This window comes from Streptomyces thermoviolaceus, from assembly GCF_045209695.1.
In the GTDB taxonomy this organism is placed as follows: domain Bacteria; phylum Actinomycetota; class Actinomycetes; order Streptomycetales; family Streptomycetaceae; genus Streptomyces; species Streptomyces thermoviolaceus.
The window spans coordinates 3,304,777-3,326,186 of sequence record NZ_CP109280.1 but is presented as its reverse complement, the minus strand read 5'-3'; the positions used below and the strand labels follow the sequence as shown (position 1 = coordinate 3,326,186).

Below are 21,410 nucleotides of genomic sequence, written 5' to 3'. Positions count from 1 at the left end.
CCGCCCGGTCAGGTGCGCAGCAGCCGCCCGATGGCCTTGGTGGCCTCCTCCACCTTCGCGTCGATCTCGGTGCCGCCCTTGACGGCGGCGTCGGCGACGCAGTGGCGCAGATGCTGCTCCAGCAGCTGCAGGGCGAAGGACTGCAGCGCCTTGGTGGAGGCCGAGACCTGGGTGAGTATGTCGATGCAGTAGACGTCCTCGTCGACCATCCGCTGCAGCCCGCGGATCTGCCCCTCGATCCGGCGCAGGCGCTTGAGGTGCTCGTCCTTCTGCTGGTGGTAGCCGTACGTCGCGTGCTGATGCTCGTGCCCGTGCGGCTCGTCGACGGTGGCCCCGGAGGGCGCCGGCACGCCGGCCTCGGTGGTCGTCATCGCGTCCTCCTGTCGGTACACCGTCACCGGGGCCCGATATACCCCTGGCGGGTATATCGTACCGAATTCTCCGCTGCACGGGCCCCTCCAGGAAGATCACCGCGCGGCATGGGTGACACTGGGGAACGGCCCCTTGCGAGAGCCCCGGGCTCTTAGCCGTGGCCGGATGATGCGCTTAGCATCACCCTGACCGACACCGATGCACCCCGAGGACCCCACGTGCGCTTTCGTCTGACCCCCAGGGAGACGAGCTTCTACGACATGTTCGCCGCGTCCGCGGACAACATCGTCGCGGGCTCGAAGCTCCTTTTGGAACTGCTCGGGGCGGACGCCTCCGCCCGGGCCGAGATCGCAGAGCGTATGCGGGCCGCGGAGCACGCGGGCGACGACGCCACGCACGCGATCTTCCACCAGCTGAACTCCTCGTTCATCACGCCCTTCGACCGTGAGGACATCTACTCCCTGGCGTCGTCCCTGGACGACATCATGGACTTCATGGAGGAGGCCGTCGATCTGGTCGTCCTCTACAACATCGAGGAGCTGCCGCGGGGCGTCGAGCAGCAGATCGAGGTCCTGGCCCGGGCGGCGGAACTGACCGCCGAGGCCATGCCGCATCTGCGCACGATGGAGAACCTCACCGAGTACTGGATCGAGGTGAACCGCCTGGAGAACCAGGCGGACCAGATCCACCGCAAACTCCTCGCCCACCTGTTCAACGGCAAGTACGACGCGATCGAGGTGCTCAAGCTCAAGCAGATCGTGGACGTACTGGAGGAGGCGGCGGACGCCTTCGAGCACGTGGCGAACACGGTGGAGACCATCGCGGTCAAGGAGTCCTGAGGCGTCCATGGACACCTTCGCTCTGATCCTGACCATCCTGGTCGCCCTGGGCTTCGCCTACACCAACGGTTTCCACGACTCCGCCAACGCCATCGCCACCTCCGTCTCCACGCGGGCGCTGACCCCGCGGGCGGCGCTCGGCATGGCGGCGGTGATGAACCTCGCCGGTGCCTTCCTCGGCAGCGGCGTCGCCAAGACCGTCAGTGAGGGCCTGATCGAGCCCCCCACCGGCAGCCGGGGCATGGGCATCCTCTTCGCGGCCCTGCTCGGCGCGATCGTCTGGAACCTGATCACCTGGTACTTCGGGCTTCCCTCGTCCTCCTCGCACGCCCTGTTCGGCGGCCTGGTCGGCGCGGCACTCGCCGGCGGCACGGCCGTGCACTGGTCGGGCGTGGTCGACAAGGTGGTCACCCCGATGTTCCTGTCGCCGGTGATCGGCCTGATCGTCGGCTACCTGGTGATGGCGGCCATCATGTGGATCTTCCGCCGCACCAACCCGCACAAGGCCAAGCGCGGCTTCCGCATAGCACAGACCGTCTCCGCGGCCGGCATGGCCCTCGGCCACGGTCTGCAGGACGCCCAGAAGACCATGGGTGTCGTGGTGATGGCCCTGGTCATCGGCGGCGTCGAGACCTACGGCGACCCGATCCCGGTGTGGGTGAAGCTGGTCTCCGCCCTGATGCTGTCGCTGGGCACCTACGCGGGCGGCTGGCGCATCATGCGCACCCTGGGCCGCAAGATCATCGAGCTGGACCCGCCGCAGGGGTTCGCGGCCGAGGCGACCGGCGCGTCGATCATGTTCGGCACCGCGTTCGTGTTCCACGCGCCGATCTCCACCACCCATGTGATCACCTCGGCGATCATGGGCGTGGGCGCCACCAAGCGGGTCAACGCGGTCCGCTGGGGCGTGGCGAAGAACATCGTGGTGGGCTGGTTCATCACCATGCCGGCGGCCGCGATCGTCTCGGCGGTCGTCTTCTGGCTGATAAAGCTGGCGATCCTGTAGGCCGGCCGGCCCCGTGAAGCGCGCGGGCCCGTCCCCCGGATGCGGGGACGGGCCCTTTTCGCGTCCTCGCGGCGGCACCGCCATGCAGCACCGCGAGGAGTCCTGACGCCCTGCCCTCAGCCGAAGCGGCCGGAGATGTAGTCCTCCGTCGCCTGCACCGACGGGTTGGAGAAGATCCGCTCGGTGTCGTCGATCTCGATCAGCCGGCCCGGCCGGCCCACCCCGGCCAGGTTGAAGAACGCCGTCCGGTCCGACACCCGCGCGGCCTGCTGCATGTTGTGCGTCACGATGACGATCGTGAACCGCTCCTTCAGCTCCCCGATCAGGTCCTCGACGGCGAGCGTGGAGATGGGGTCGAGCGCGGAGCAGGGCTCGTCCATCAGCAGCACCTCGGGCTCGACCGCGATCGCACGGGCGATGCACAGCCGCTGCTGCTGACCGCCGGAGAGCCCCGCGCCCGGCTTGTCCAGGCGGTCCTTGACCTCGTTCCACAGGTTGGCGCCCCTGAGCGACTTCTCCACGATGTCGCTCAGCTCGCTCTTCTTCCGCACCCCGTTCAGCCGGAGCCCGGCGGCCACGTTCTCGAAGACGGACATGGTGGGGAAGGGGTTGGGCCGCTGGAACACCATCCCCACCTGGCGCCGCACCGCGACCGGGTCCACCCCGGGCCCGTACAGGTCCTCGCCGTCCAGCAGCACCTTGCCCTCGACCCGGCCGCCCGGGGTGACCTCGTGCATCCGGTTCAGGGTGCGCAGGAACGTCGACTTGCCGCAGCCGGACGGCCCGATGAACGCCGTCACCGTGCGCGGCTCGATGGTCATCGAGATGTCCTCGATCGCCTTGTGGGTGCCGTAGTAGGCGGTGAGCCCGCTCACATCGATGCGTGTGGACATGACTGTCCCTTCCGTTGCGTCTCGGTCGCTTGCGAGGTCGCGTCAGCGACCGCTCGGGGGCGCCGTGAAACGGGCGATGCCGCGCGCCACCAGGTTGAGGATCATCACGAAGGCGATGAGGGTGAGGGCCGCCGCCCAGGCACGGTCGTAGGCGGCTCCGGCGCCGGCGCTGTTGGCGTACTGCTGGTAGATGAACAGCGGCAGCGAGGCCTGCGGGTCGCTGAAGGGGTTGGCGTTGATGAAGTTCGTCCCCCACACCAGCAGCAGCACCGGGGCGGTCTCGCCGGTGACCCGGGCGATGGAGAGCATCACACCGGTGACGATGCCGCCCAGGCAGGTCGGCAGCACCACCTTCAGGATCGTCCGCCACTTCGGCACCCCGAGGGCCAGGGAGGCCTCGCGCAGCTCGCGCGGCACCAGCTTGAGCATCTCCTCGGTGGAGCGGACCACCACCGGCATCATCAGGATCGCCAGGGCCAGCGAGCCGGCGAAGCCGGAGTAGCCCATGTCCAGGATCAGGATCCAGAAGCTGAGCACGAACAGCCCGGCGACGATCGACGGGATGCCCGTCATGACGTCGACGAAGAAGGTGACCGCCCGGGCCAGTGCTCCCCGCCCGTACTCCACCAGGTAGACCGCGGTGAGCACACCGACCGGCACGGCGATCACGGTGGCCAGGCCCACCTGTTCCAGGGTGCCGAGCAGGGCGTGGTACACGCCGCCGCCGGGCTCGGTGTCGGCGACCTGGGCCATGGAGTGGGTGAGGAAGTAGCCGTCCAGCACCTTCACGCCGCGCCGCAGGGTGGCCCAGATCAGGGAGGCCAGCGGGATCACGGCGACGAGGAAGCAGAGCCAGACCAGGCTGGTGGCCACCCGGTCCCTGGCCTGCCGGCGGCCCTCGACACGGGCGGCGACGACGTAGGTGCCGACCACGGCGAGCAGCGCGGCGATCAGCCCCCACTGCACCGTGCTGCGCAGGCCCGCGCCCAGGCCGACGGCCACGGCGACGACGATCGAGGCCGCGACGACGGCGAGCGGGAACCACCTCGGCAGGCGGCCGCCGCGCAGCGCGCCGGCGGGACGGTCGGTGACGGCCGGTGGTGTCATGCGTGAGCCCCCGAGTACTCCGTGCGGCGGTTGATGATCAGGCGGGCGGCGCCGTTGACGAGCAGGGTGATCACGAACAGCACGAGACCGGAGGCGATCAGCGCGTCCTGCCCGAACTCGGTGGCCTCGTTGAACTTGCTCGCGATGTTCTGCGCGAAGGTGCCGCCGCCCGGGTCGAGCAGGCTGGCCCGGATGTCGAAGGACGGGGAGAGCACGGTGGCCACGGCCATGGTCTCGCCGAGCGCCCGGCCCAGACCGAGCATCGAGGCGGAGATCACCCCGGAGCGCCCGAAGGGCAGCACCGCCATGCGGACGACCTCCCACCGGGTGGCGCCCAGGGCCAGGGCGGCCTCCTCGTGCATCCGCGGCACCTGCCGGAACACCTCACGGCTGACGTTGGTGACGATCGGCAGGATCATGATCGCCAGCAGGATGCCGACGGTGAGCAGCGAACGCGGCGCACCCCCCTGCCAGGACAGCACCCCGGTCCAGCCGAAGCAGGTGTCGAGCCAGCCGTACAGGCCGCTCAGGTGCGGCACCAGCACCAGGGCGCCCCACAGGCCGTAGACGATGGACGGCACGGCGGCCAGCAGGTCGATCACATAGGCGATGGGGCCGGCCAGCCGGCGCGGCGCGTAGTGGGTGAGGAACAGCGCGATGCCCACGGCGACGGGCACCGCCAGGGCCATGGCGACGACCGACGAGACGAGCGTGCCGAACGCGAGCACGGCGATGCCGAACCTCGCCGGCACCACGCCGGTGTCCCATTCGAAGGTGGTCAGGAAGTTGCCGTCGTCCTTGCCGATGGCGAGGACGGCGCGGTAGGTGAGGAAGACCGCGATCGCGGCCATGATCACCAGGAGCAGGATGCCCGCCCCGCGGGACAGACCGAGGAAGACGCGGTCGCCGGGGCGCATCACGCCCCGGGCGGCGGGCCGGTCCTCGGCCCGGACCGGCGCCGTCACGGCGGGGGCGGGGTCGGTGGGTCGGGTGGATGTCTGCATCGGCTTCTCCGGTCTGCGGAGCCGTACCTCTCGGGACGGCTCCTGGCGGCGGTGCACCGGACGGTGCGGCCGGCTCCCGCGGGTGCGGCGGGGCGCCGGCCGCGTGCTCAGCTCAGGTCCGCGACGGTGGCGCGGACCTTGGCGGCGATCTCCTCGGGGATCGGCGCGTAGGCGGCGTCGGCCAGCTGCTTCTGGCCGTCCTCGGAGGCGATGTAGGACAGGAAGGACTTCACCGCCGGCAGGGTGGCCGGCTTGTTGCCCTTGTCGCAGACGATCTCGTAGGTCACCAGGGTCAGCGGGTAGGCGCCGTCCTCCTGGGGCGCGTAGTCCAGCTCCAGCGCCAGGTCCTTGCCGGTGCCGGTGACCTTCGCGGCGGCGATCGCCTTGGTGGCGTTCTCCACGGTGGCCTTGGCCGGGGTGGCGGCCGCGGTCTTCAGGTCGACGGTCTTGATGCCGTCGGAGGCGTAGGACAGCTCGAAGTAGGAGATCGCGCCGGCGGTCTGCTTGACCTGCTGCGCCAGGCCGGAGGACCCCTGCGCGGACTGGCCGCCCTTGGCCTGCCAGGCCTTGCCGCCCGAGTACGGCCAGTCGGCCTTGGCGGTGGCGATCAGGTACTTGGTGAAGTTGTCGGTGGTGCCGGACTCGTCGGAGCGGTGGAAGGCCTGGATCTTCAGGTCGGGCAGCTTCGCGTCCGGGTTGAGCTTCTCGATCGCCTCGTCGTTCCAGTGGGTGATCTTGCCGTCGAAGATCTTGGCGAGTGTCGGCGGGTCGAGGACGAGGCTGTCCACGCCCGGCACGTTGTAGCCGACGGCGATCGGGCCGCCCACCATCGGCAGGTCGATGGCCCGGCCGCCGGAGCACACCTTCCGGGACTGCTCGATCTCCTCGGGCTTCAGCGGCGAGTCCGACCCGGCGAAGGCGGTCTGCCCCTGCAGGAACGCGGTGATGCCCGCGCCCGACCCCGTCGGGTTGTAGTTGATCTGCACGTCCTTGCAGGCCTGGCCGTAGACCTTGACCCAGGCGTCGATGGCGTTCTTCTGCGCCGACGAACCGGAGGCCTGCACCTGGCCCTTGGCGCCGCCGCAGTCGATCGCGCTCGTGGCGGCCGCGGAGGACGAGCCGGCCGAGGCGCCGGTGCCGCCGTTGTCGTCGGAGCCGCACGCCGTGAGGGTCAGGGCGCCGCAGGCGGCGAGAGCGCCGAGGGCGAGGGCTCGCCGGTTCATGCGCTGGAGCTTCACGAAAGAGTTCCTTCCATCAGCCGCCGTCCTGTTCGGCGGCGTGCGAGGACTGAGGACGCCGATGCACCGACATGCACGCATCAGCACCGGGTACGGCCGAAAGTAGGCAGAACAGGTGAAGCCGCCGATGGCCGGAAGTGAACGAGGGGTGAACCCCTCCCGTCGCAGCGGTGAGGCCGCGCGCGGCCCGCGACGAGGGCCGGCACGGCCGCTGTCGGGCCGCGTACGACCGGAGTGAGGCCACGGAGTCGTCTCCCCCGCCCACGGCCTGACCTGCGACAGCCTCACCCGGGCCACGATCGTCACCGCCGACGCCGACGGCCGACCGCGAACGCCACCGAGCACCGACCTGTTCCGGGCGCCGCGCGGCGCCGGCAACGGCACCTTCGGCGTCGTCACCGGGCCGCGCTTCCGCACCCCGTGCCGCGCCCAGGCCGTCTCGGCCTACACATGAAGCGGCCGTGGACGAGGGGGCGGCGACGACAGTGGTGACGGCCTGGCAGGAGTGGGGGCCCGGATCAGCCGGACGAGATCTGGTCCTCCCGGCCCCTGTCCGCCACCCGGGCGGCACCCCTGTCGTCCCTGTCGTCTCTCTCCGTGGCCGCCTTCTCCCTGGGCACCCACGACGAACCGCAGAACGCGGTGGACCCCTGACCGCCCGCATCGGCGCCTCCGCGTCGAGCGTGACGCTCGAGCGGCACTGGCGCACGGCCTCCCGCGGTGCCGCTGCCCCGCGCCTGGCCATGATGCAGCGGACGTACGACCCGGACCGCTTCTTCGGCCACCCGCAGGATGTGTGACGGGCCCCGCGCGCCGCAGCACTGCCCGGTGACCGTCGGCCGTGCCGGTCGCCGCGTCAGGCGGCCAGGTCGCGCTCCTCGGCGGCGGGGGCGGGCTCCTGCTCCCGCGCCTCGGACAGCACCGGGCCCTGCTCGGTCTCGGCCCGCCGCGCGCGCACCAGCGGGCCGCCCCACCGGGAACGCTCCACGGCGGTCAGCAGCGGCGTCAGCGCGGCCATGGCCACCGGGGCGAGCAGCAGCGCCACCGCCGTGCCCAGCGCGAACCCGCCGACCACGTCCGTCGGGTAGTGCACGCCCATGTAGACCCGGCAGAAGCCCTCGAGCAGCGCGACGGCGATGCCGGCCAGCCCGAACCGGCGGTTGACCAGGAACAGCGCCACGCCCAGCGCCATGGTGAGGGTCGCGTGGTCGCTGACGAAGGAGTAGTCGTCCTTGCCCGTGACCAGGACGTCCAGCCCCTGGTGGTCCTGGAAGGGACGGGGCCGGGCCACGAAGTCGCGGATCGGCACGTTCACCAGGACCGCGATGCCCGCCGCCAGCGGCGCCCACACCAGCGCGGCCACGGACGCGGCGGCGTCCTCGCCGCCCCGCCGGCGCACCGACCACCAGCACCACAGCACCAGCAGCACCGACGCCAGCACCAGACCGTACTCACCGACGAACTCCATGACCCGGTCGAACCAGCGCGGTGCGTCCTCGGCCAGGCCGTTGATGTCGTAGAGCAGGTCGACGTCGGGGTTCGACCCGGATTCGGCGAGTCCAGCCATCGTGCTGCGGCCCCTTCGTCGTACGGTCTCGGGCGCACTGTGTGTGCACCGCCCCTGGCACCCCCCGTGGTCGTAGATCCGCTTCCGCTGCACACGCGTGCGACACGCACCGGGTCCGACGTCCGCTTGACTACGCCAACAGCAACGCACGGCGCGGCCGGAGGCGTTCCGCGCTCCACCGAATGATCACGCAGACGTTATCGAAGAGATACGCGTCGTCGCAGCTCAGGGGGGAGTTTCACGCTCCGTTCACACCGTGGTGGGAAGCGCTTTCGCGCCATCCTCGGTGACCCGGGTGGCCCCGAAGTAGTCCGGCGTGTCGATCGGGTCGAACCGGATCACCGCCCCCGGCTTCGGCGCGTCGATCATGTACCCGCCGCCCACGTAGATGCCCACGTGCCGGATGGCCCGCGGGTTCGTCAGGTCGTCGGAGAAGAACACCAGGTCTCCGGGCAGCAGCTCCTCCCGCCGGGGATGCGGACCGGCGTTGTACTGGTCGTTCGCCACCCGCGGCAGCGTGATGCCCACGCTCTCGTACGCCGCCTTGGTCAGCCCCGAGCAGTCGAACCGCCCGCCTTCCTCGGCGGTGCCGTCGCCGCCCCACAGATACGGCGTGCCCAGCTTGCTCTGCGCGAAGGAGATGGCACCGGCGGCCTGCCGGGACGGATCGACGCGGGTGACGGGCGCGGCGAAGCTCTTCTCCAGCGTCTTGATCGTCTTCACGTAGGTGCGGGTCTCCGCGTACGGCGGCACCCCCTGGTACTTGATGACGGGATCCGGCCCCGCGTTGTAGGCCGCGAGCATGTTCTGCGTCAGGTCGCCGGGCACGCTCTTGACGTACCGGGCCAGCTTGCAGTCGTAGGAGGCGGCCGACGGGATCGCGTCGGCCGGATCCCACACGTCCCGTTTGCCGTCACCGTTGCCGTCCACGCCGTGCGTCGCCCAGGTGCTCGGGATGAACTGCGCGATGCCCTGCGCCGCGGCCGGGGACTGGGCCCGGGGGTTGAAACCGCTCTCCTGGTACAGCTGGGCCGCCAACAGGGCCGGGTTCAGCGCCGGGCAGAGATTGCCCCACTTCTCCACCAGCCTTTTGTAGGCGGCGGGCACCGCTCCCTTGGCCAGCCCCACGGAGCCCCCGCCCGCGACGGTGCCGCCGACCAGGTACACCCCGACGACGAGCAGCAGCACGAAGGCCAGCACGCCGCCCACGGCAGCGCCCACCAGGACCCACGCCCTTCGCACCGTCAACCACCCTTCGCAGCACGGCACTTACGCTCTCGTCAGTGTAGGTGCGCTGCTCACGGACGCCAGAGGGCGACAAGCCGCCCGGCCCACCCCGGCCACCCGGCTCCCCGGCCACTCCCGGCCCCACAGCTCCCGGCGCCACGGCTCCCGGCGCCACGACTCCCGGCCCCGCCCGCTCACCGGTCCCGCCGCCTCTGCCGCCTCTGCGGTCCCCGGCCGCTCGCAGATCCCGCCGACCCCCGCCGCGCCTCCGTCCCCGCCGGCCCGCCGCCCACCTCACCCCTCGCGGCACGGCGCCCGCCGGCCCGCTGCGTGAGACCATCGAGGCACCGTCTCACCTGACCGGCCGACACCAGCCGCACTCAGACGGAAAAAGCGTTAACGACCCACCCACGTCACAGGTTTCGCACCGGCTTCATTGCCCACCGTGACCAGGCGTGATACACACAGTGACCATGCGTACAAAATCCGCCACTCGATGGCGCCAAGTCGACATAACCAGGCCGCATTGTCGGAGACAATGAAGTCTGACCCTGCAACGACCGCAGGGGAGGCGGAACTACCCACCAGGGGCGGTGACTTACATGCTCTTTGCGGCCGACAAGGGAGACATCAACACCATCATCGGCGGTATCGCTCCGGACTGGGGCCCCTTCGGCAGCCTGGGCAACGAGGCCAAGGTGATGGTCGAGGTGGTGATGGCCGTCGCCATCCTGCTCTGCCTGGCCATCGCCGTCTGGGGCGCCGCGAAGCAGCGGATCGGTGCGACCGCACTGCGCGACACCTTCAGCGCCGAACAGGGCAAGGGTCTCATCATCGCCGGCCTGACCGGAGTGTTCATCATCGGCTCGCTCGGCACCCTGTTCACCATCGTCTACGGCATGGCGGTGTAGCACACCGCCATCCCCCGCCCGGCGCAGACCCGCGCATGCCGCGCACGATGCCCCGCCCGCGCCGTCGTCCGGCCCCACCGGGCGCGTCCGGTGCCTCCACTGCCCCCACCTGTCCACCGTGCCCACCGGCCGAGGTTGCGTTTCCCTGATGTCGAGTCACCACACCGCGCCCGCGCGGAAACCAGCACGGCTACCGTCGTACATCCAGGCGATCCGCCACGGAGACGAGGTCGAGGGGGCACACCGGGCATGAGTCTCGGAGACGAGCACGGACATGGTGACCTGGCGCGCGCCGACGACGACGCGTACGGCGGCCAGACCCGCACCCGGCTGCCCGACACAACGGGCGACATCTACGGCGGGGCCCGGCGCACCGGCCGGTCCTCCACGCGTGGCCTGATCACGGTGGTCGCCGTGGTCGTCCTCCTCATCGCTGCGATCGCCATCGCCAACCGCAGCGGAGGAGGCGACTCCGGCGCCACCGACAGCCGCGCCGGCGACCACGCCCCCAAGGCGGCGGCGACCGCCCCGACCGGCAGACAGCCCGTCACCACCAAGAAGGACGGCATCCCCGCCGGCTTCGCCCACGACGAGCAGGGGGCGCAGAGCGCTGCGGCGAACTATGCGGTGGCGCTCGGCTCGACGGACATGTTCAAGAAGGACACCCGGCACCTGATCGTCGACCGTCTCTACACGCCCGAGGCCGCGGCCGAGCTGCAAGGCCCGATGGACGAGGCGTACTCCGCCGACTTCCTCGCCAGAATGGGCCTCGACGCGAACGGAGACGCACCGGCCGGCAGCACCTTCGTGTCCCGCGTGATCCCGGTGGGCACCTCCGTGCAGCAGTACACCGGCACCGACGCCAAGGTCGCGGTCTGGTACGTCGGGTTGATCGGCATGTCCGCCAAGAACTCCACCGACCCGGTCACCTCGTCCTGGAAGACCTGGACCTTCGACCTGAGCTGGTCTCAGGGCGACTGGAAGATCGTGTCCGACACCCAGCAGAACGGCCCTGCCCCTGTCCCCGGTGACGACAAGGCCGCCACCTCCGACGAGATCCGCAAGGCCACCGAAGAGTACGGAGGGTTCACGTATGCCCGGTAGCACGCCCCGCGCGCTCAAGCTCACCGGAGTCGTGGCAGCCGTACAGACCTCGGTCGTGCTGCTGGCGACCCGTGCCGTCGCCGCGCCCACCCCCACGCCGACGCCGACGGACCAGGAGAACAACTGCGACCTCATCTTCGGCGAGGCCAAGAAGTACTGCGAACGCGGCAACGTCTCCAGCAACGGCGACGCACCCGCCACCCCCGACCCCACCTCCTCCCTCGACCCCCTCTCCTCCCTCGCCAAGGGCTGCGCCGACGCCGCCTCCTGGACCGTCAAGCAGCTCAGCAAGGCCACCCAGGAGACCGCCACCGTCGACTTCACCAACGGGCAGTTCCTGAAGCAGTACGCCATCGTCTTCGGGGCGTCGGTCTTCCTCACCCTGCTGCTGTGGCTGATCGCGGTCGCCAAGCGGGCCGTGCGCGGCGTGCCCCTGACCACCGCGATCAGCGAGGCGGTCGGCTTCCTCTGGCTGACCGTGCTCGCCTCCGCCTTCACCCCGCTGATCCTCTACACCGTGGTCTCCGCGACGGACAGCATCAGCGACGTCCTCGCCAAGACCACCGGCGACCAGACCGGCACCTTCTTCGGGGCGTTCGCCGACGCCCTGGACAAGGGCACGGACATCGGCGGCGGCCCGATCATGCTGATCCTGGTGTCCCTGGTCTCCACCCTCGCCGCGGGCGTGCTGTACCTGGAACTGTTCCTGCGGGCCGTCCTGCTGTACGTGGGCGCCCTGCTCGGCGTCGTCGTCTACTCCGGCCTCGTCGACAAGAACCTCTGGGGCCACGTGCGCCGCTGGGCCGGTGTCATGATCGCCGTGATCCTGGTCAAGCCCGTGATCGTCATCGTGCTCGGCCTGGCCAGCGCGCTGACCACGGACGAGGGCCCCGAAGCGCTCGGCGCGGTCGTCTCCGGCCTCGCCATCATCCTGCTCGCGATCTTCGCCTCGGCGATGATCTACCGCTTCGTGCCCGGGTTCGGCGACGAGATCGCCGCCGGCCGCAACAACCGCCTCATGCGCACCGCGGAGAACAAGGCCGCCGCCGTCATGAGCTCCCCGGCCACCCTCGTCGCCCAGGGCATCAGGACCCACAGCACCCGGGCCGACAGCAACGGCACCGGCAGCCGGCCGGCCAACCCCGCCTCCGGCGGCATGGCCGCGCACTCGGCACGCGTTCCCGACGGCGGCGGGTCCGTCCCGGCCCCCGCCCCCGCGCCCACTCCCCGCGCGGCCAGCCCGGTGAACACCCCGCACGCCAGCAACACCCGCACCAGCAGCAACCGCACGGGAGGTGAAGGGCGTTGACGACCGAGTCCCACGTGTCCCCCGCGGTCACGCCCCGCCGTACATATCTGATCGGCCGCGCCCGGCCGAACGCGATCATCGGCCGCAACCGCGAGACCGGCGAGATCATGCTGATCATCGTCGGCGCGTTCCTCGGCATGCTCAGCGGCCTCGTCGTCCCCGTGCTGCCCGTGCGCATCGTGCTGCTCGTCGGTTTCCCGCTGCTCGCGCTCGCCGCCGTCTACGTGCCCTACCGGCGCCGCACCTTCTACAAGTGGTTCGAGATCAACCGCAGCTACAAGCGCACCCTCAAACGCGGCGCCGTCTACCGCTCGGGCGCGATGGAGGCCGGCACCCGGCTCGACGGACGCGAGGTCGAGATCGGGCCGCCGCCCGGCATCGGCCGCATCACCTGGCTGTCCGCACCCTTCGGACCCGACGAGATCGCCGTGCTGCTGCACGCCGACCGCAAGACCGTCACCGCCGCCATCGAGATCGAGGGCCCCGGTGTCGGCCTGCGCGACTCCGAGGACCAGGAGGCCCTCGTCGACCGGTTCGGCACCCTGCTCAAGCACGTCGCCAACGGCGACGGCTTCGTCACCCGGCTGCAGATGCTCGCCCGCACCCTGCCCGCCGACCCCGACGCCCACGCCAAGGACGTCGCCCTGCGCGGCGACGACCGGGCACCGGCCTGGCTGCGGCACTCCTACGACCAGCTGCAGTCCATGGTGTCCACCAGCAGCGAGCAGCACCGCGCCTACCTGGTCGCCTGCATGCACTACGACCGCGAGCTCGCGGCCGAGGCCACCGCCATGGCCCGCGCGGCCCGCGCCCAGACCGGCCGCAGACTCGACCGGGACGCCGGCCTCGCCGTCGTCATGGCCCGTGAGCTGACCGACATCTGCTCCCGCCTGCAGGAGGCCGACATCCGGGTCCGCCAGCCCCTCGGCCAGAGCCGCCTCGCCTCGCTCATCCACTCCATGTACGACCCGGACCACCCCATCGACCACATCCAGGCGATGACCCAGCGCAACGCCTGGCCGGCCGAACTCGACGCCCGCCAGCCGACCTACCTGCAGGCCAAGACCCGCGAGTCCGCCACCCGCGAACCCTGGTGCCACGCCACCGCCTGGATCAAGGAGTGGCCGATGACCCCGGTCGGCGTGAACTTCCTCGCGCCGCTGCTCGTCCACACCCCGGACGTCATCCGCACGGTCGCCGTCACCATGGACCTCGAACCCACCGAGGTCGCCATCGAGCGCATGCTGACCGAGAAGACCAACGACGTCGCCGAGGCCAGCCGCGCCGCCAAGATGAACCGCACCGTCGACCCGCGCGACATCCAGGCCCACCAGCGCCTCGACCAGCGCGGCGAGGACCTCGCCAGCGGTGCCGCCGGCGTCAACCTCGTCGGCTACATCACCGTCTCCGCCCGCTCCCCCGAGGCCCTGGCCCGCGACAAGCGGACCATCCGCGCCTCGGCCGGAAAGTCCTACCTGAAGCTGGAGTGGTGCGACCGCGAGCACCACCGTGCCTTCGTGAACACGCTCCCGTTCGCCACCGGAATCCGACGGTAGGGACTGATGCTCTGATGCGGGACCCGCTGACCGCGCTCACGGACGCCTTCACGTCCTTCCTGTTCGGGAAGGTCGAGACGACCCGGCTGCCGGTGCGCACCTCCACCGGCCAGGCCCAGGCCGTCTACCTGCCCACGGCCGCGCCCGGCCTCGGCGACTCCGGCGTCATCATCGGCCGGGAGGTCTACTCCGGGAAGGGCTACATCTACGACCCCTTCCAGCTCTACGGCCAGCAGCTGCCCGCCCCGCACTGGCTGGTCCTCGGCGAGTCCGGCAACGGCAAGTCCGCCCTGGAGAAGACGTACGTCCTGCGCCAGCTCCGCTTCCGCGACCGGCAGGTCGTCGTCCTCGACGCCCAGGGCGAGGACGGCGTCGGCGAATGGAACCTCATCGCCGAGCAGCTCGGCATAACGCCGATCCGGCTGGACCCGACGGCCGCCCTGGACCACGGCATCCGGCTCAACCCGCTGGACCCGGCGATCACCACGACCGGGCAGCTCGCCCTGCTGCGCACCATCATCGAGGTCGCGATGGGCCACGGCCTGGACGAGCGCTCCGGCTTCGCGCTGAAGGTCGCCCACGCCTACGTCAACGAGACGATCGTGGAGCGCCAGCCCGTCCTGTCCGACATCGTCGAACAGCTGCGCCACCCGGAACCGGAGTCCGCCGAGGCGATGAACGTCGCCATAGAGGACGTCCGCGCCTGGGGCCTGGACGTCGCCCTGGTCCTGGACCGCCTGGTCGACGGCGACCTGCGCGGCATGTTCGACGGCCCGACCACCGTCGGCATCGACCTGGACGCCCCGCTGATCGTCTTCGACCTCAGCCACATCGACCGCAACTCCATCGCCATGCCCATCCTCATGGCGATCGTCGGCGTGTGGCTGGAGCACACCTGGATCCGCCCCGACCGCAAGAAGCGCATCTTCCTGGTCGAGGAGGCCTGGCACATCATCAACAGCCCGTTCGTCGCGCAGCTGTTCCAGCGGCTGCTGAAGTTCGGGCGCCGGCTGGGCCTGTCCTTCGTGGCCGTCGTCCACCATCTGTCCGACGTGGTCGACGGCGCGGCGGCCAAGGAGGCGGCGGCGATCCTGAAAATGGCGTCGACCAGGACGATCTACGCCCAGAAGGCGGACGAGGCCAGGGCCACGGGCCGGGTGCTGGGCCTGCCCCGGTGGGCGGTGGAGATCATCCCCACCCTCACCCCGGGCATCGCCGTCTGGGACGTCAACGGCAACGTCCAGGTCGTCAAGCACCTGGTCACCGAGACCGAGCGGCCGCTGGTCTTCACCGACCGCGCCATGACCGAGTCCGCGTCCTCCCCCGGCTACGACGACGCCCTGCGCGCCGCCGAGCGGGAGGCGGAGGAGCGGGCGGCGGCCTTCGTGGAGCAGCACCTCGGTGACTCCGAATCGACGGTGGCATAGCGGCGGACGGCACCGAGGCGGACAAGGAGGGGCGTGCGAGTGGGCGACCGCGGCCAGGCGAACGGCCAGGGCAACCAGGCACGGGGCCAGGGAGGCATCCCCGACGGGCTGCTGGTCGGCATCCTGGCCTTCCTCCTCGGCATCACCCTGCTGGTGTGGACGGCCACCGGCCTGGCGGCGCTGCTCGCCCACGGCGCCTGGCCGGACGGCATCGGCTTCACCCGCACCCCGCTCGCCATGCGCCACCTCATCGGCGACCCGCACGACCTCGCCGGCGCCTGGCCCGACGTGCCCGACGGGCAGCTGTCCGGGTACGGGCTGTTCTGGGGCGTGTTCATCGGCCAGCTGATGGTGCTGTTCGTGCTGGCGGTGTTCGTGCTCGGAACGCTCGCCCGCTGGCGCGCCGTCCGGCTGAGACGACGCGCCGAGCGCGCCGCGGCCCGGCAGCGCACCCCGGAAACCGAGCCGCCCGCCGCCCCGGCCCCGCCGGCCGCCGAGGCACCCGCGCCGTCCCCGCCCCAGGCACCTCCCGCACCGCACGAGACGGCGGTCCTGCAGAAGACCCCACCGGCCGGGCCCCACCTGCCGTCGCAGGCACCGCAGGAAGCCCCGGCATTCCCCGCCGACGGCGAGGTGTCCGCCCCGCGCACCGGCGGCGGCCCGGCGACGGCGTCCCCGCAGCAGGCCGCACCGCTCACCGGCACCGGCACCGGCCCGCTGCCGCCGACGGACCGGCCGAGCGGCGCCGCAGCCGCGGTCGTCACGGGTCCGCGGGACGCCCGCCTGGCCACGGCGACCCAGGCCGTCCTGGACGCCGCCGGACCGGCCGTCGTCGTCACCTCGAACCCGGCGCTGTGGCAGGACACCAAGAACGCCCGCGCCAAGCTGGGCCCGGTCCTCCTCTACGACCCGTCGCACCTGTGCGACACCCCGGCCCGCCTGCACTGGTCCCCGATCCAGGGCTGCGAGGACCAGCACACGGCGGCCGCCCGGGCCGCCGCCGTCCTCGCCCCGGTCCGCCCCACCGCCCGGATCGACCAGCCACTGGCGGACACCGCACAGACCCTGCTGCGCAGCTTCCTGCACGCCGCCGCCCTCGACGGCCGCAGCATCCGTCACCTCCACCGCTGGGCCCAGGGCACCCAACTGCAGGACGCCGTGAAGGCCTTGCGCACCCATCCCAAGGCGGCCGCGGGCTCGGCGGGCGAACTGGAGGCGGCGCTCACCTCGCACCCGGACCGCCGGGACATGGCCCAGGAGCTGGTCGCCCGGGCCCTGGCCGCCCTGTCCACGGTGAACGTCCGCGAGTCCTGCGCCCCGAACCGCGCCGATGCCCTCGCCTTGGATTCCTTCGTCTGCGAAGGGGGAACGCTGTATCTCGTAGGGGAGTCCCTGGAGGATCCCCGGACGGATCCTGGCGCGATGCCTCTGCTGACGGGGCTCGCCGCAAGCGTGGTCGAGCGCGGCCGGCGCATGGCCGAACGGTCATCCTCCGGTCGGCTCGACCCACCACTCACGCTCGTCCTGGACGACGTGGCCGCCGTGGCACCGCTCCCTCAGCTTCCCGAGCTGCTCACCTGGGGACCGGAGTGCGGCATGCCCACACTGGTGCTGCTCCGCTCCCGCGAGCAGGCCCGCGCCCGCTGGCCCCATCACGAACTCCCGTACTGACGACGGCCGTCGCCGACCGGGCGTCGGGCCGGGCCCAGCGTCCGGCAGGCGACGTCAGGCGAGGTCCAGGACGTACTCCAGCTCCTTCTCCTCCGGCCGGGCGGGCAGCGGTGTCGTACGGCCGCTGAAGGTGAACCCGGCCTTGCGGTAGAAGCGTTCCGCCCGCCCGTTGTCCTCGTGCACGAAGAGCCGCATCCGCTCGGCACCGGCCTGCCGCGCCCACCGCACGGCCTCGTCGAACAGCACCTCGGTGAGCCCGCTGCCCCGGTGCTCGGGACGGACGTAGACACCGACCACGTGTCCTTGCCGCTGCTGCACCGGCTGCCCCGACCAGTCGGTGGTGCCGGGCTCCTCCAGGAGCACGGTCACGGTCCCCACCCACGTGCCGTCCGGGCCTTCCGCGATGAACTGCTGGGCCCCGGTGGCGCCCGCGCAGGCGCCGGCCGTCCGCTCCTGCCAGAACGAGTCCGGCTGGGTGACGGCGTCGGCATAGGTCTCGAGAAAAGCGAGGTGGGCCACGGGATCCTGGAGTGCTTCCAGCCGCAGCGCTTTCACCGCGCTCCATTCGTGCGCCCGTACGGCCCGGACCAGGTAGGTGCCGTCGCTCGCGAAACTACACATGGAGTCACGCTAGTGCAGAGCACCATCGGCAGGGAAACGAAAAAGGCCCACACCGTACGGTGTGGGCCTTTCCCAAAAATAGTCCGGCGGCGTCCTACTCTCCCACAGGGTCCCCCCTGCAGTACCATCGGCGCTGTAAGGCTTAGCTTCCGGGTTCGGAATGTAACCGGGCGTTTCCCCTACGCTATGACCACCGAAACACTATGAAACAATCAACCAACCAGCCATCGGCTGTTCATTGCTTCAGAACCAACACAGTGAACGCGAGCACCTGAGGACAAGCCCTCGGCCTATTAGTACCGGTCACCTCCACCAGTCACCTGGCTTCCAGATCCGGCCTATCAACCCAGTCATCTACTGGGAGCCTTACCCCATCAAGTGGGTGGGAGCCCTCATCTCGAAGCAGGCTTCCCGCTTAGATGCTTTCAGCGGTTATCCCTCCCGAACGTAGCCAACCAGCCATGCCCTTGGCAGAACAACTGGCACACCAGAGGTTCGTCCGTCCCGGTCCTCTCGTACTAGGGACAGCCCTTCTCAAGACTCCTACGCGCACAGCGGATAGGGACCGAACTGTCTCACGACGTTCTAAACCCAGCTCGCGTACCGCTTTAATGGGCGAACAGCCCAACCCTTGGGACCGACTCCAGCCCCAGGATGCGACGAGCCGACATCGAGGTGCCAAACCATCCCGTCGATATGGACTCTTGGGGAAGATCAGCCTGTTATCCCCGGGGTACCTTTTATCCGTTGAGCGACGGCGCTTCCACAAGCCACCGCCGGATCACTAGTCCCGACTTTCGTCCCTGCTCGACCCGTCGGTCTCACAGTCAAGCTCCCTTGTGCACTTACACTCAACACCTGATTGCCAACCAGGCTGAGGGAACCTTTGGGCGCCTCCGTTACCCTTTAGGAGGCAACCGCCCCAGTTAAACTACCCATCAGACACTGTCCCTGATCCGGATCACGGACCCAGGTTAGACATCCAGCACGACCAGACTGGTATTTCAACGACGACTCCACCCGAACTGGCGTCCAGGCTTCACAGTCTCCCAGCTATCCTACACAAGCCGAACCGAACACCAATATCAAACTGTAGTAAAGGTCCCGGGGTCTTTCCGTCCTGCTGCGCGAAACGAGCATCTTTACTCGTAGTGCAATTTCACCGGGCCTATGGTTGAGACAGTCGAGAAGTCGTTACGCCATTCGTGCAGGTCGGAACTTACCCGACAAGGAATTTCGCTACCTTAGGATGGTTATAGTTACCACCGCCGTTTACTGGCGCTTAAGTTCTCAGCTTCGCCAGCCCGAAAGCCAGCTAACCGGTCCCCTTAACGTTCCAGCACCGGGCAGGCGTCAGTCCGTATACATCGCCTTACGGCTTCGCACGGACCTGTGTTTTTAGTAAACAGTCGCTTCTCGCTGGTCTCTGCGGCCAACCCCAGCTCCGAGCGCAAGGCCCATCACCAGGACTGGCCCCCCTTCTCCCGAAGTTACGGGGGCATTTTGCCGAGTTCCTTAACCATAGTTCACCCGAACGCCTCGGTATTCTCTACCTGACCACCTGAGTCGGTTTAGGGTACGGGCCGCCATGAAACTCGCTAGAGGCTTTTCTCGACAGCATAGGATCATCCACTTCACCACAATCGGCTCGGCATCAGGTCTCAGACTCAATGGCATGCGGATTTACCTACACACCGTCCTACACCCTTACCCCGGGACAACCACCGCCCGGGATGGACTACCTTCCTGCGTCACCCCATCACTCACCTACTACCAGCTCGGGCCACCGGCTCCACCACTCCCACCAACAGCAAAGCTGAAGACGGGCGGCTTCACGGGCTTAGCATCACTGGATTCGATGTCGGGCGCTTCACAGCGGGTACCGGAATATCAACCGGTTATCCATCGACTACGCCTGTCGGCCTCGCCTTAGGTCCCGACTTACCCTGGGCAGATCAGCTTGACCCAGGAACCCTTGGTCAATCGGCGCACACGTTTCTCACGTGTGAATCGCTACTCATGCCTGCATTCTCACTCGTCAACCGTCCACAACTCGCTTCCACGGCTGCTTCACCCGGCAGACGACGCTCCCCTACCCAACCCAGCGGGCGTTAACCCACATGCTGGATTGACACGACTTCGGCGGTACGCTTGAGCCCCGCTACATTGTCGGCGCGGAATCACTAGACCAGTGAGCTATTACGCACTCTTTCAAGGATGGCTGCTTCTAAGCCAACCTCCTGGTTGTCTCTGCGACTCCACATCCTTTCCCACTTAGCGCACGCTTAGGGGCCTTAGTCGATGCTCTGGGCTGTTTCCCTCTCGACCATGGAGCTTATCCCCCACAGTCTCACTGCCGCGCTCTCACTTACCGGCATTCGGAGTTTGGCTAAGGTCAGTAACCCGGTAAGGCCCATCGCCTATCCAGTGCTCTACCTCCGGCAAGAAACACACGACGCTGCACCTAAATGCATTTCGGGGAGAACCAGCTATCACGGAGTTTGATTGGCCTTTCACCCCTAACCACAGGTCATCCCCCAGGTTTTCAACCCTGGTGGGTTCGGTCCTCCACGAAGTCTTACCTCCGCTTCAACCTGCCCATGGCTAGATCACCCCGCTTCGGGTCTTGAGCGTGCTACTCAAACGCCCTCTTCGGACTCGCTTTCGCTACGGCTACCCCACCCGGGTTAACCTCGCAACACACCGCAAACTCGCAGGCTCATTCTTCAAAAGGCACGCAGTCACGACTGACGGGAAAACCCGCCAGCGACGCTCCCACGGCTTGTAGGCACACGGTTTCAGGTACTATTTCACTCCCCTCCCGGGGTACTTTTCACCATTCCCTCACGGTACTATCCGCTATCGGTCACCAGGGAATATTTAGGCTTAGCGGGTGGTCCCGCCAGATTCACACGGGATTTCTCGGGCCCCGTGCTACTTGGGAATCACTCAAGCGAGCCGCACAGATTTCGACTACGGGGGTCTTACCCTCTACGCCAGGCCTTTCGCATGCCCTTCGCCTATCCATACGGTTTCTCACTCGCCCCACGGCCGGCAGACCGTGGAAGAGCAACCCCACAACCCCGCATACGCAACCCCTGCCGGGTCTCACACGCATACGGTTTGGCCTCATCCAGTTTCGCTCGCCACTACTCCCGGAATCACGGTTGTTTTCTCTTCCTGCGGGTACTGAGATGTTTCACTTCCCCGCGTTCCCTCCACACTGCCTATGTGTTCAGCAGCGGGTGACAGCCCATGACGACTGCCGGGTTTCCCCATTCGGACACCCCCGGATCAAAGCCTGGTTGACGACTCCCCGGGGCCTATCGCGGCCTCCCACGTCCTTCATCGGTTCCTGGTGCCAAGGCATCCACCGTGCGCCCTTAAAAACTTGGCCACAGATGCTCGCGTCCACTGTGCAGTTCTCAAACAACGACCAGCCACCCGTCACAGCCCACTTCCGCAGACCTACACCGGGGCCGGCACTGAGGAAAACCTCGTTCCCTCAGGACCCAACAGCGTGCCCGGACCGGAATCCCCCCGGACGACCACGTTCCA

16 protein-coding genes, 2 rRNA genes and 1 pseudogene are annotated in these 21,410 nt (G+C 69.0%); 9 read left to right on the top strand and 10 right to left on the bottom strand.

Annotated features, from left to right (window positions below; translation table 11 throughout):
- Positions 1 to 8: 8 nt before the first annotated feature.
- Positions 9 to 371, bottom strand: coding sequence for a metal-sensitive transcriptional regulator (locus OG899_RS14550; protein WP_125500628.1), 363 nt, complete (start codon positions 369 to 371; stop codon positions 9 to 11).
- Between the two features lie 219 nt (positions 372 to 590).
- On the opposite strand from OG899_RS14550, the gene OG899_RS14545 reads away from it, so the two are divergent.
- Positions 591 to 1,211, top strand: a complete 621-nt coding sequence (locus OG899_RS14545) for a DUF47 domain-containing protein (protein ID WP_189427813.1) — start codon at positions 591 to 593, stop codon at positions 1,209 to 1,211.
- Positions 1,212 to 1,218: 7 nt separating this feature from the next.
- Entirely contained in the window at positions 1,219 to 2,217 is a 999-nt protein-coding gene (locus tag OG899_RS14540) for an inorganic phosphate transporter (protein WP_168131688.1), read from the top strand.
- 116 nt (positions 2,218 to 2,333) lie between these two features.
- On the opposite strand, the gene pstB is transcribed toward OG899_RS14540, so the two are convergent.
- From pstB to pstS, 4 genes are all read right to left on the bottom strand, one after another.
- On the bottom strand, positions 2,334 to 3,110 hold the full coding sequence (gene pstB / locus OG899_RS14535) for a phosphate ABC transporter ATP-binding protein PstB (RefSeq protein WP_125500631.1): 777 nt from the start codon (positions 3,108 to 3,110) through the stop codon (positions 2,334 to 2,336).
- 42 nt (positions 3,111 to 3,152) lie between these two features.
- On the bottom strand, positions 3,153 to 4,217 hold the full coding sequence (gene pstA / locus OG899_RS14530; protein WP_125500632.1) for a phosphate ABC transporter permease PstA: 1,065 nt from the start codon (positions 4,215 to 4,217) through the stop codon (positions 3,153 to 3,155).
- A complete protein-coding gene (pstC, locus tag OG899_RS14525) occupies positions 4,214 to 5,221 on the bottom strand; it encodes a phosphate ABC transporter permease subunit PstC (RefSeq protein WP_125500633.1) in 1,008 nt (335 codons plus the stop codon). The genes pstA and pstC overlap by 4 nt, the downstream gene beginning before the upstream one ends.
- 107 nt (positions 5,222 to 5,328) lie before the next feature.
- A complete protein-coding gene (gene pstS / locus OG899_RS14520; RefSeq protein WP_189427814.1) occupies positions 5,329 to 6,459 on the bottom strand; it encodes a phosphate ABC transporter substrate-binding protein PstS in 1,131 nt (376 codons plus the stop codon).
- A gap of 238 nt (positions 6,460 to 6,697) precedes the next feature.
- On the opposite strand from pstS, the pseudogene OG899_RS14515 reads away from it, so the two are divergent.
- Positions 6,698 to 7,157 (top strand): annotated as a pseudogene (locus tag OG899_RS14515) (hypothetical protein); the annotation flags it as partial.
- A 158-nt stretch (positions 7,158 to 7,315) separates the two neighbouring features.
- On the opposite strand, the gene OG899_RS14510 reads toward OG899_RS14515, so the two are convergent.
- A complete protein-coding gene (locus OG899_RS14510) occupies positions 7,316 to 8,026 on the bottom strand; it encodes a phosphatase PAP2 family protein (protein ID WP_125500634.1) in 711 nt (236 codons plus the stop codon).
- Between the two features lie 249 nt (positions 8,027 to 8,275).
- The gene (locus tag OG899_RS14505) at positions 8,276 to 9,268 is read right to left on the bottom strand and encodes a bifunctional lytic transglycosylase/C40 family peptidase (RefSeq protein WP_168131686.1); all 993 of its coding nucleotides are present in this window, start codon (positions 9,266 to 9,268) and stop codon (positions 8,276 to 8,278) included.
- Positions 9,269 to 9,855: 587 nt separating this feature from the next.
- Here OG899_RS14505 and OG899_RS14500 point away from each other — a divergent pair.
- From OG899_RS14500 to OG899_RS14475, 6 genes are all read left to right on the top strand, one after another.
- Complete coding sequence (locus tag OG899_RS14500) at positions 9,856 to 10,164, top strand: hypothetical protein (RefSeq protein ID WP_125500855.1); 309 nt, start codon at positions 9,856 to 9,858, stop codon at positions 10,162 to 10,164.
- 249 nt (positions 10,165 to 10,413) lie between these two features.
- Positions 10,414 to 11,268 carry a hypothetical protein gene (locus OG899_RS14495; protein WP_125500854.1) on the top strand — a complete coding sequence of 285 codons (855 nt, stop codon included), beginning with the start codon at positions 10,414 to 10,416 and terminating at the stop codon, positions 11,266 to 11,268.
- The gene (locus OG899_RS14490; protein ID WP_168131685.1) at positions 11,258 to 12,577 is read left to right on the top strand and encodes a hypothetical protein; all 1,320 of its coding nucleotides are present in this window, start codon (positions 11,258 to 11,260) and stop codon (positions 12,575 to 12,577) included. Before OG899_RS14495 ends, OG899_RS14490 begins: the two co-directional genes overlap by 11 nt.
- Positions 12,574 to 14,133 carry an SCO6880 family protein gene (locus tag OG899_RS14485; RefSeq protein ID WP_125500787.1) on the top strand — a complete coding sequence of 520 codons (1,560 nt, stop codon included), beginning with the start codon at positions 12,574 to 12,576 and terminating at the stop codon, positions 14,131 to 14,133. The genes OG899_RS14490 and OG899_RS14485 overlap by 4 nt, the downstream gene beginning before the upstream one ends.
- 14 nt (positions 14,134 to 14,147) lie before the next feature.
- Positions 14,148 to 15,560 carry an ATP-binding protein gene (locus tag OG899_RS14480; protein WP_125500786.1) on the top strand — a complete coding sequence of 471 codons (1,413 nt, stop codon included), beginning with the start codon at positions 14,148 to 14,150 and terminating at the stop codon, positions 15,558 to 15,560.
- Positions 15,561 to 15,593: 33 nt separating this feature from the next.
- Positions 15,594 to 17,231 carry a type VI secretion protein gene (locus OG899_RS14475; protein ID WP_189427817.1) on the top strand — a complete coding sequence of 546 codons (1,638 nt, stop codon included), beginning with the start codon at positions 15,594 to 15,596 and terminating at the stop codon, positions 17,229 to 17,231.
- Between the two features lie 54 nt (positions 17,232 to 17,285).
- On the opposite strand, the gene OG899_RS14470 is transcribed toward OG899_RS14475, so the two are convergent.
- The 3 genes from OG899_RS14470 to OG899_RS14460 all read right to left on the bottom strand — a co-directional run bounded on the left by OG899_RS14470 (position 17,286) and on the right by OG899_RS14460 (position 21,249).
- Complete coding sequence (locus tag OG899_RS14470; RefSeq protein ID WP_125500784.1) at positions 17,286 to 17,852, bottom strand: GNAT family N-acetyltransferase; 567 nt, start codon at positions 17,850 to 17,852, stop codon at positions 17,286 to 17,288.
- Between the two features lie 81 nt (positions 17,853 to 17,933).
- A 5S ribosomal RNA gene (gene rrf, locus OG899_RS14465) occupies positions 17,934 to 18,050 on the bottom strand.
- Positions 18,051 to 18,125: 75 nt separating this feature from the next.
- Positions 18,126 to 21,249 (bottom strand): 23S ribosomal RNA (locus tag OG899_RS14460).
- Positions 21,250 to 21,410: the final 161 nt, after the last annotated feature.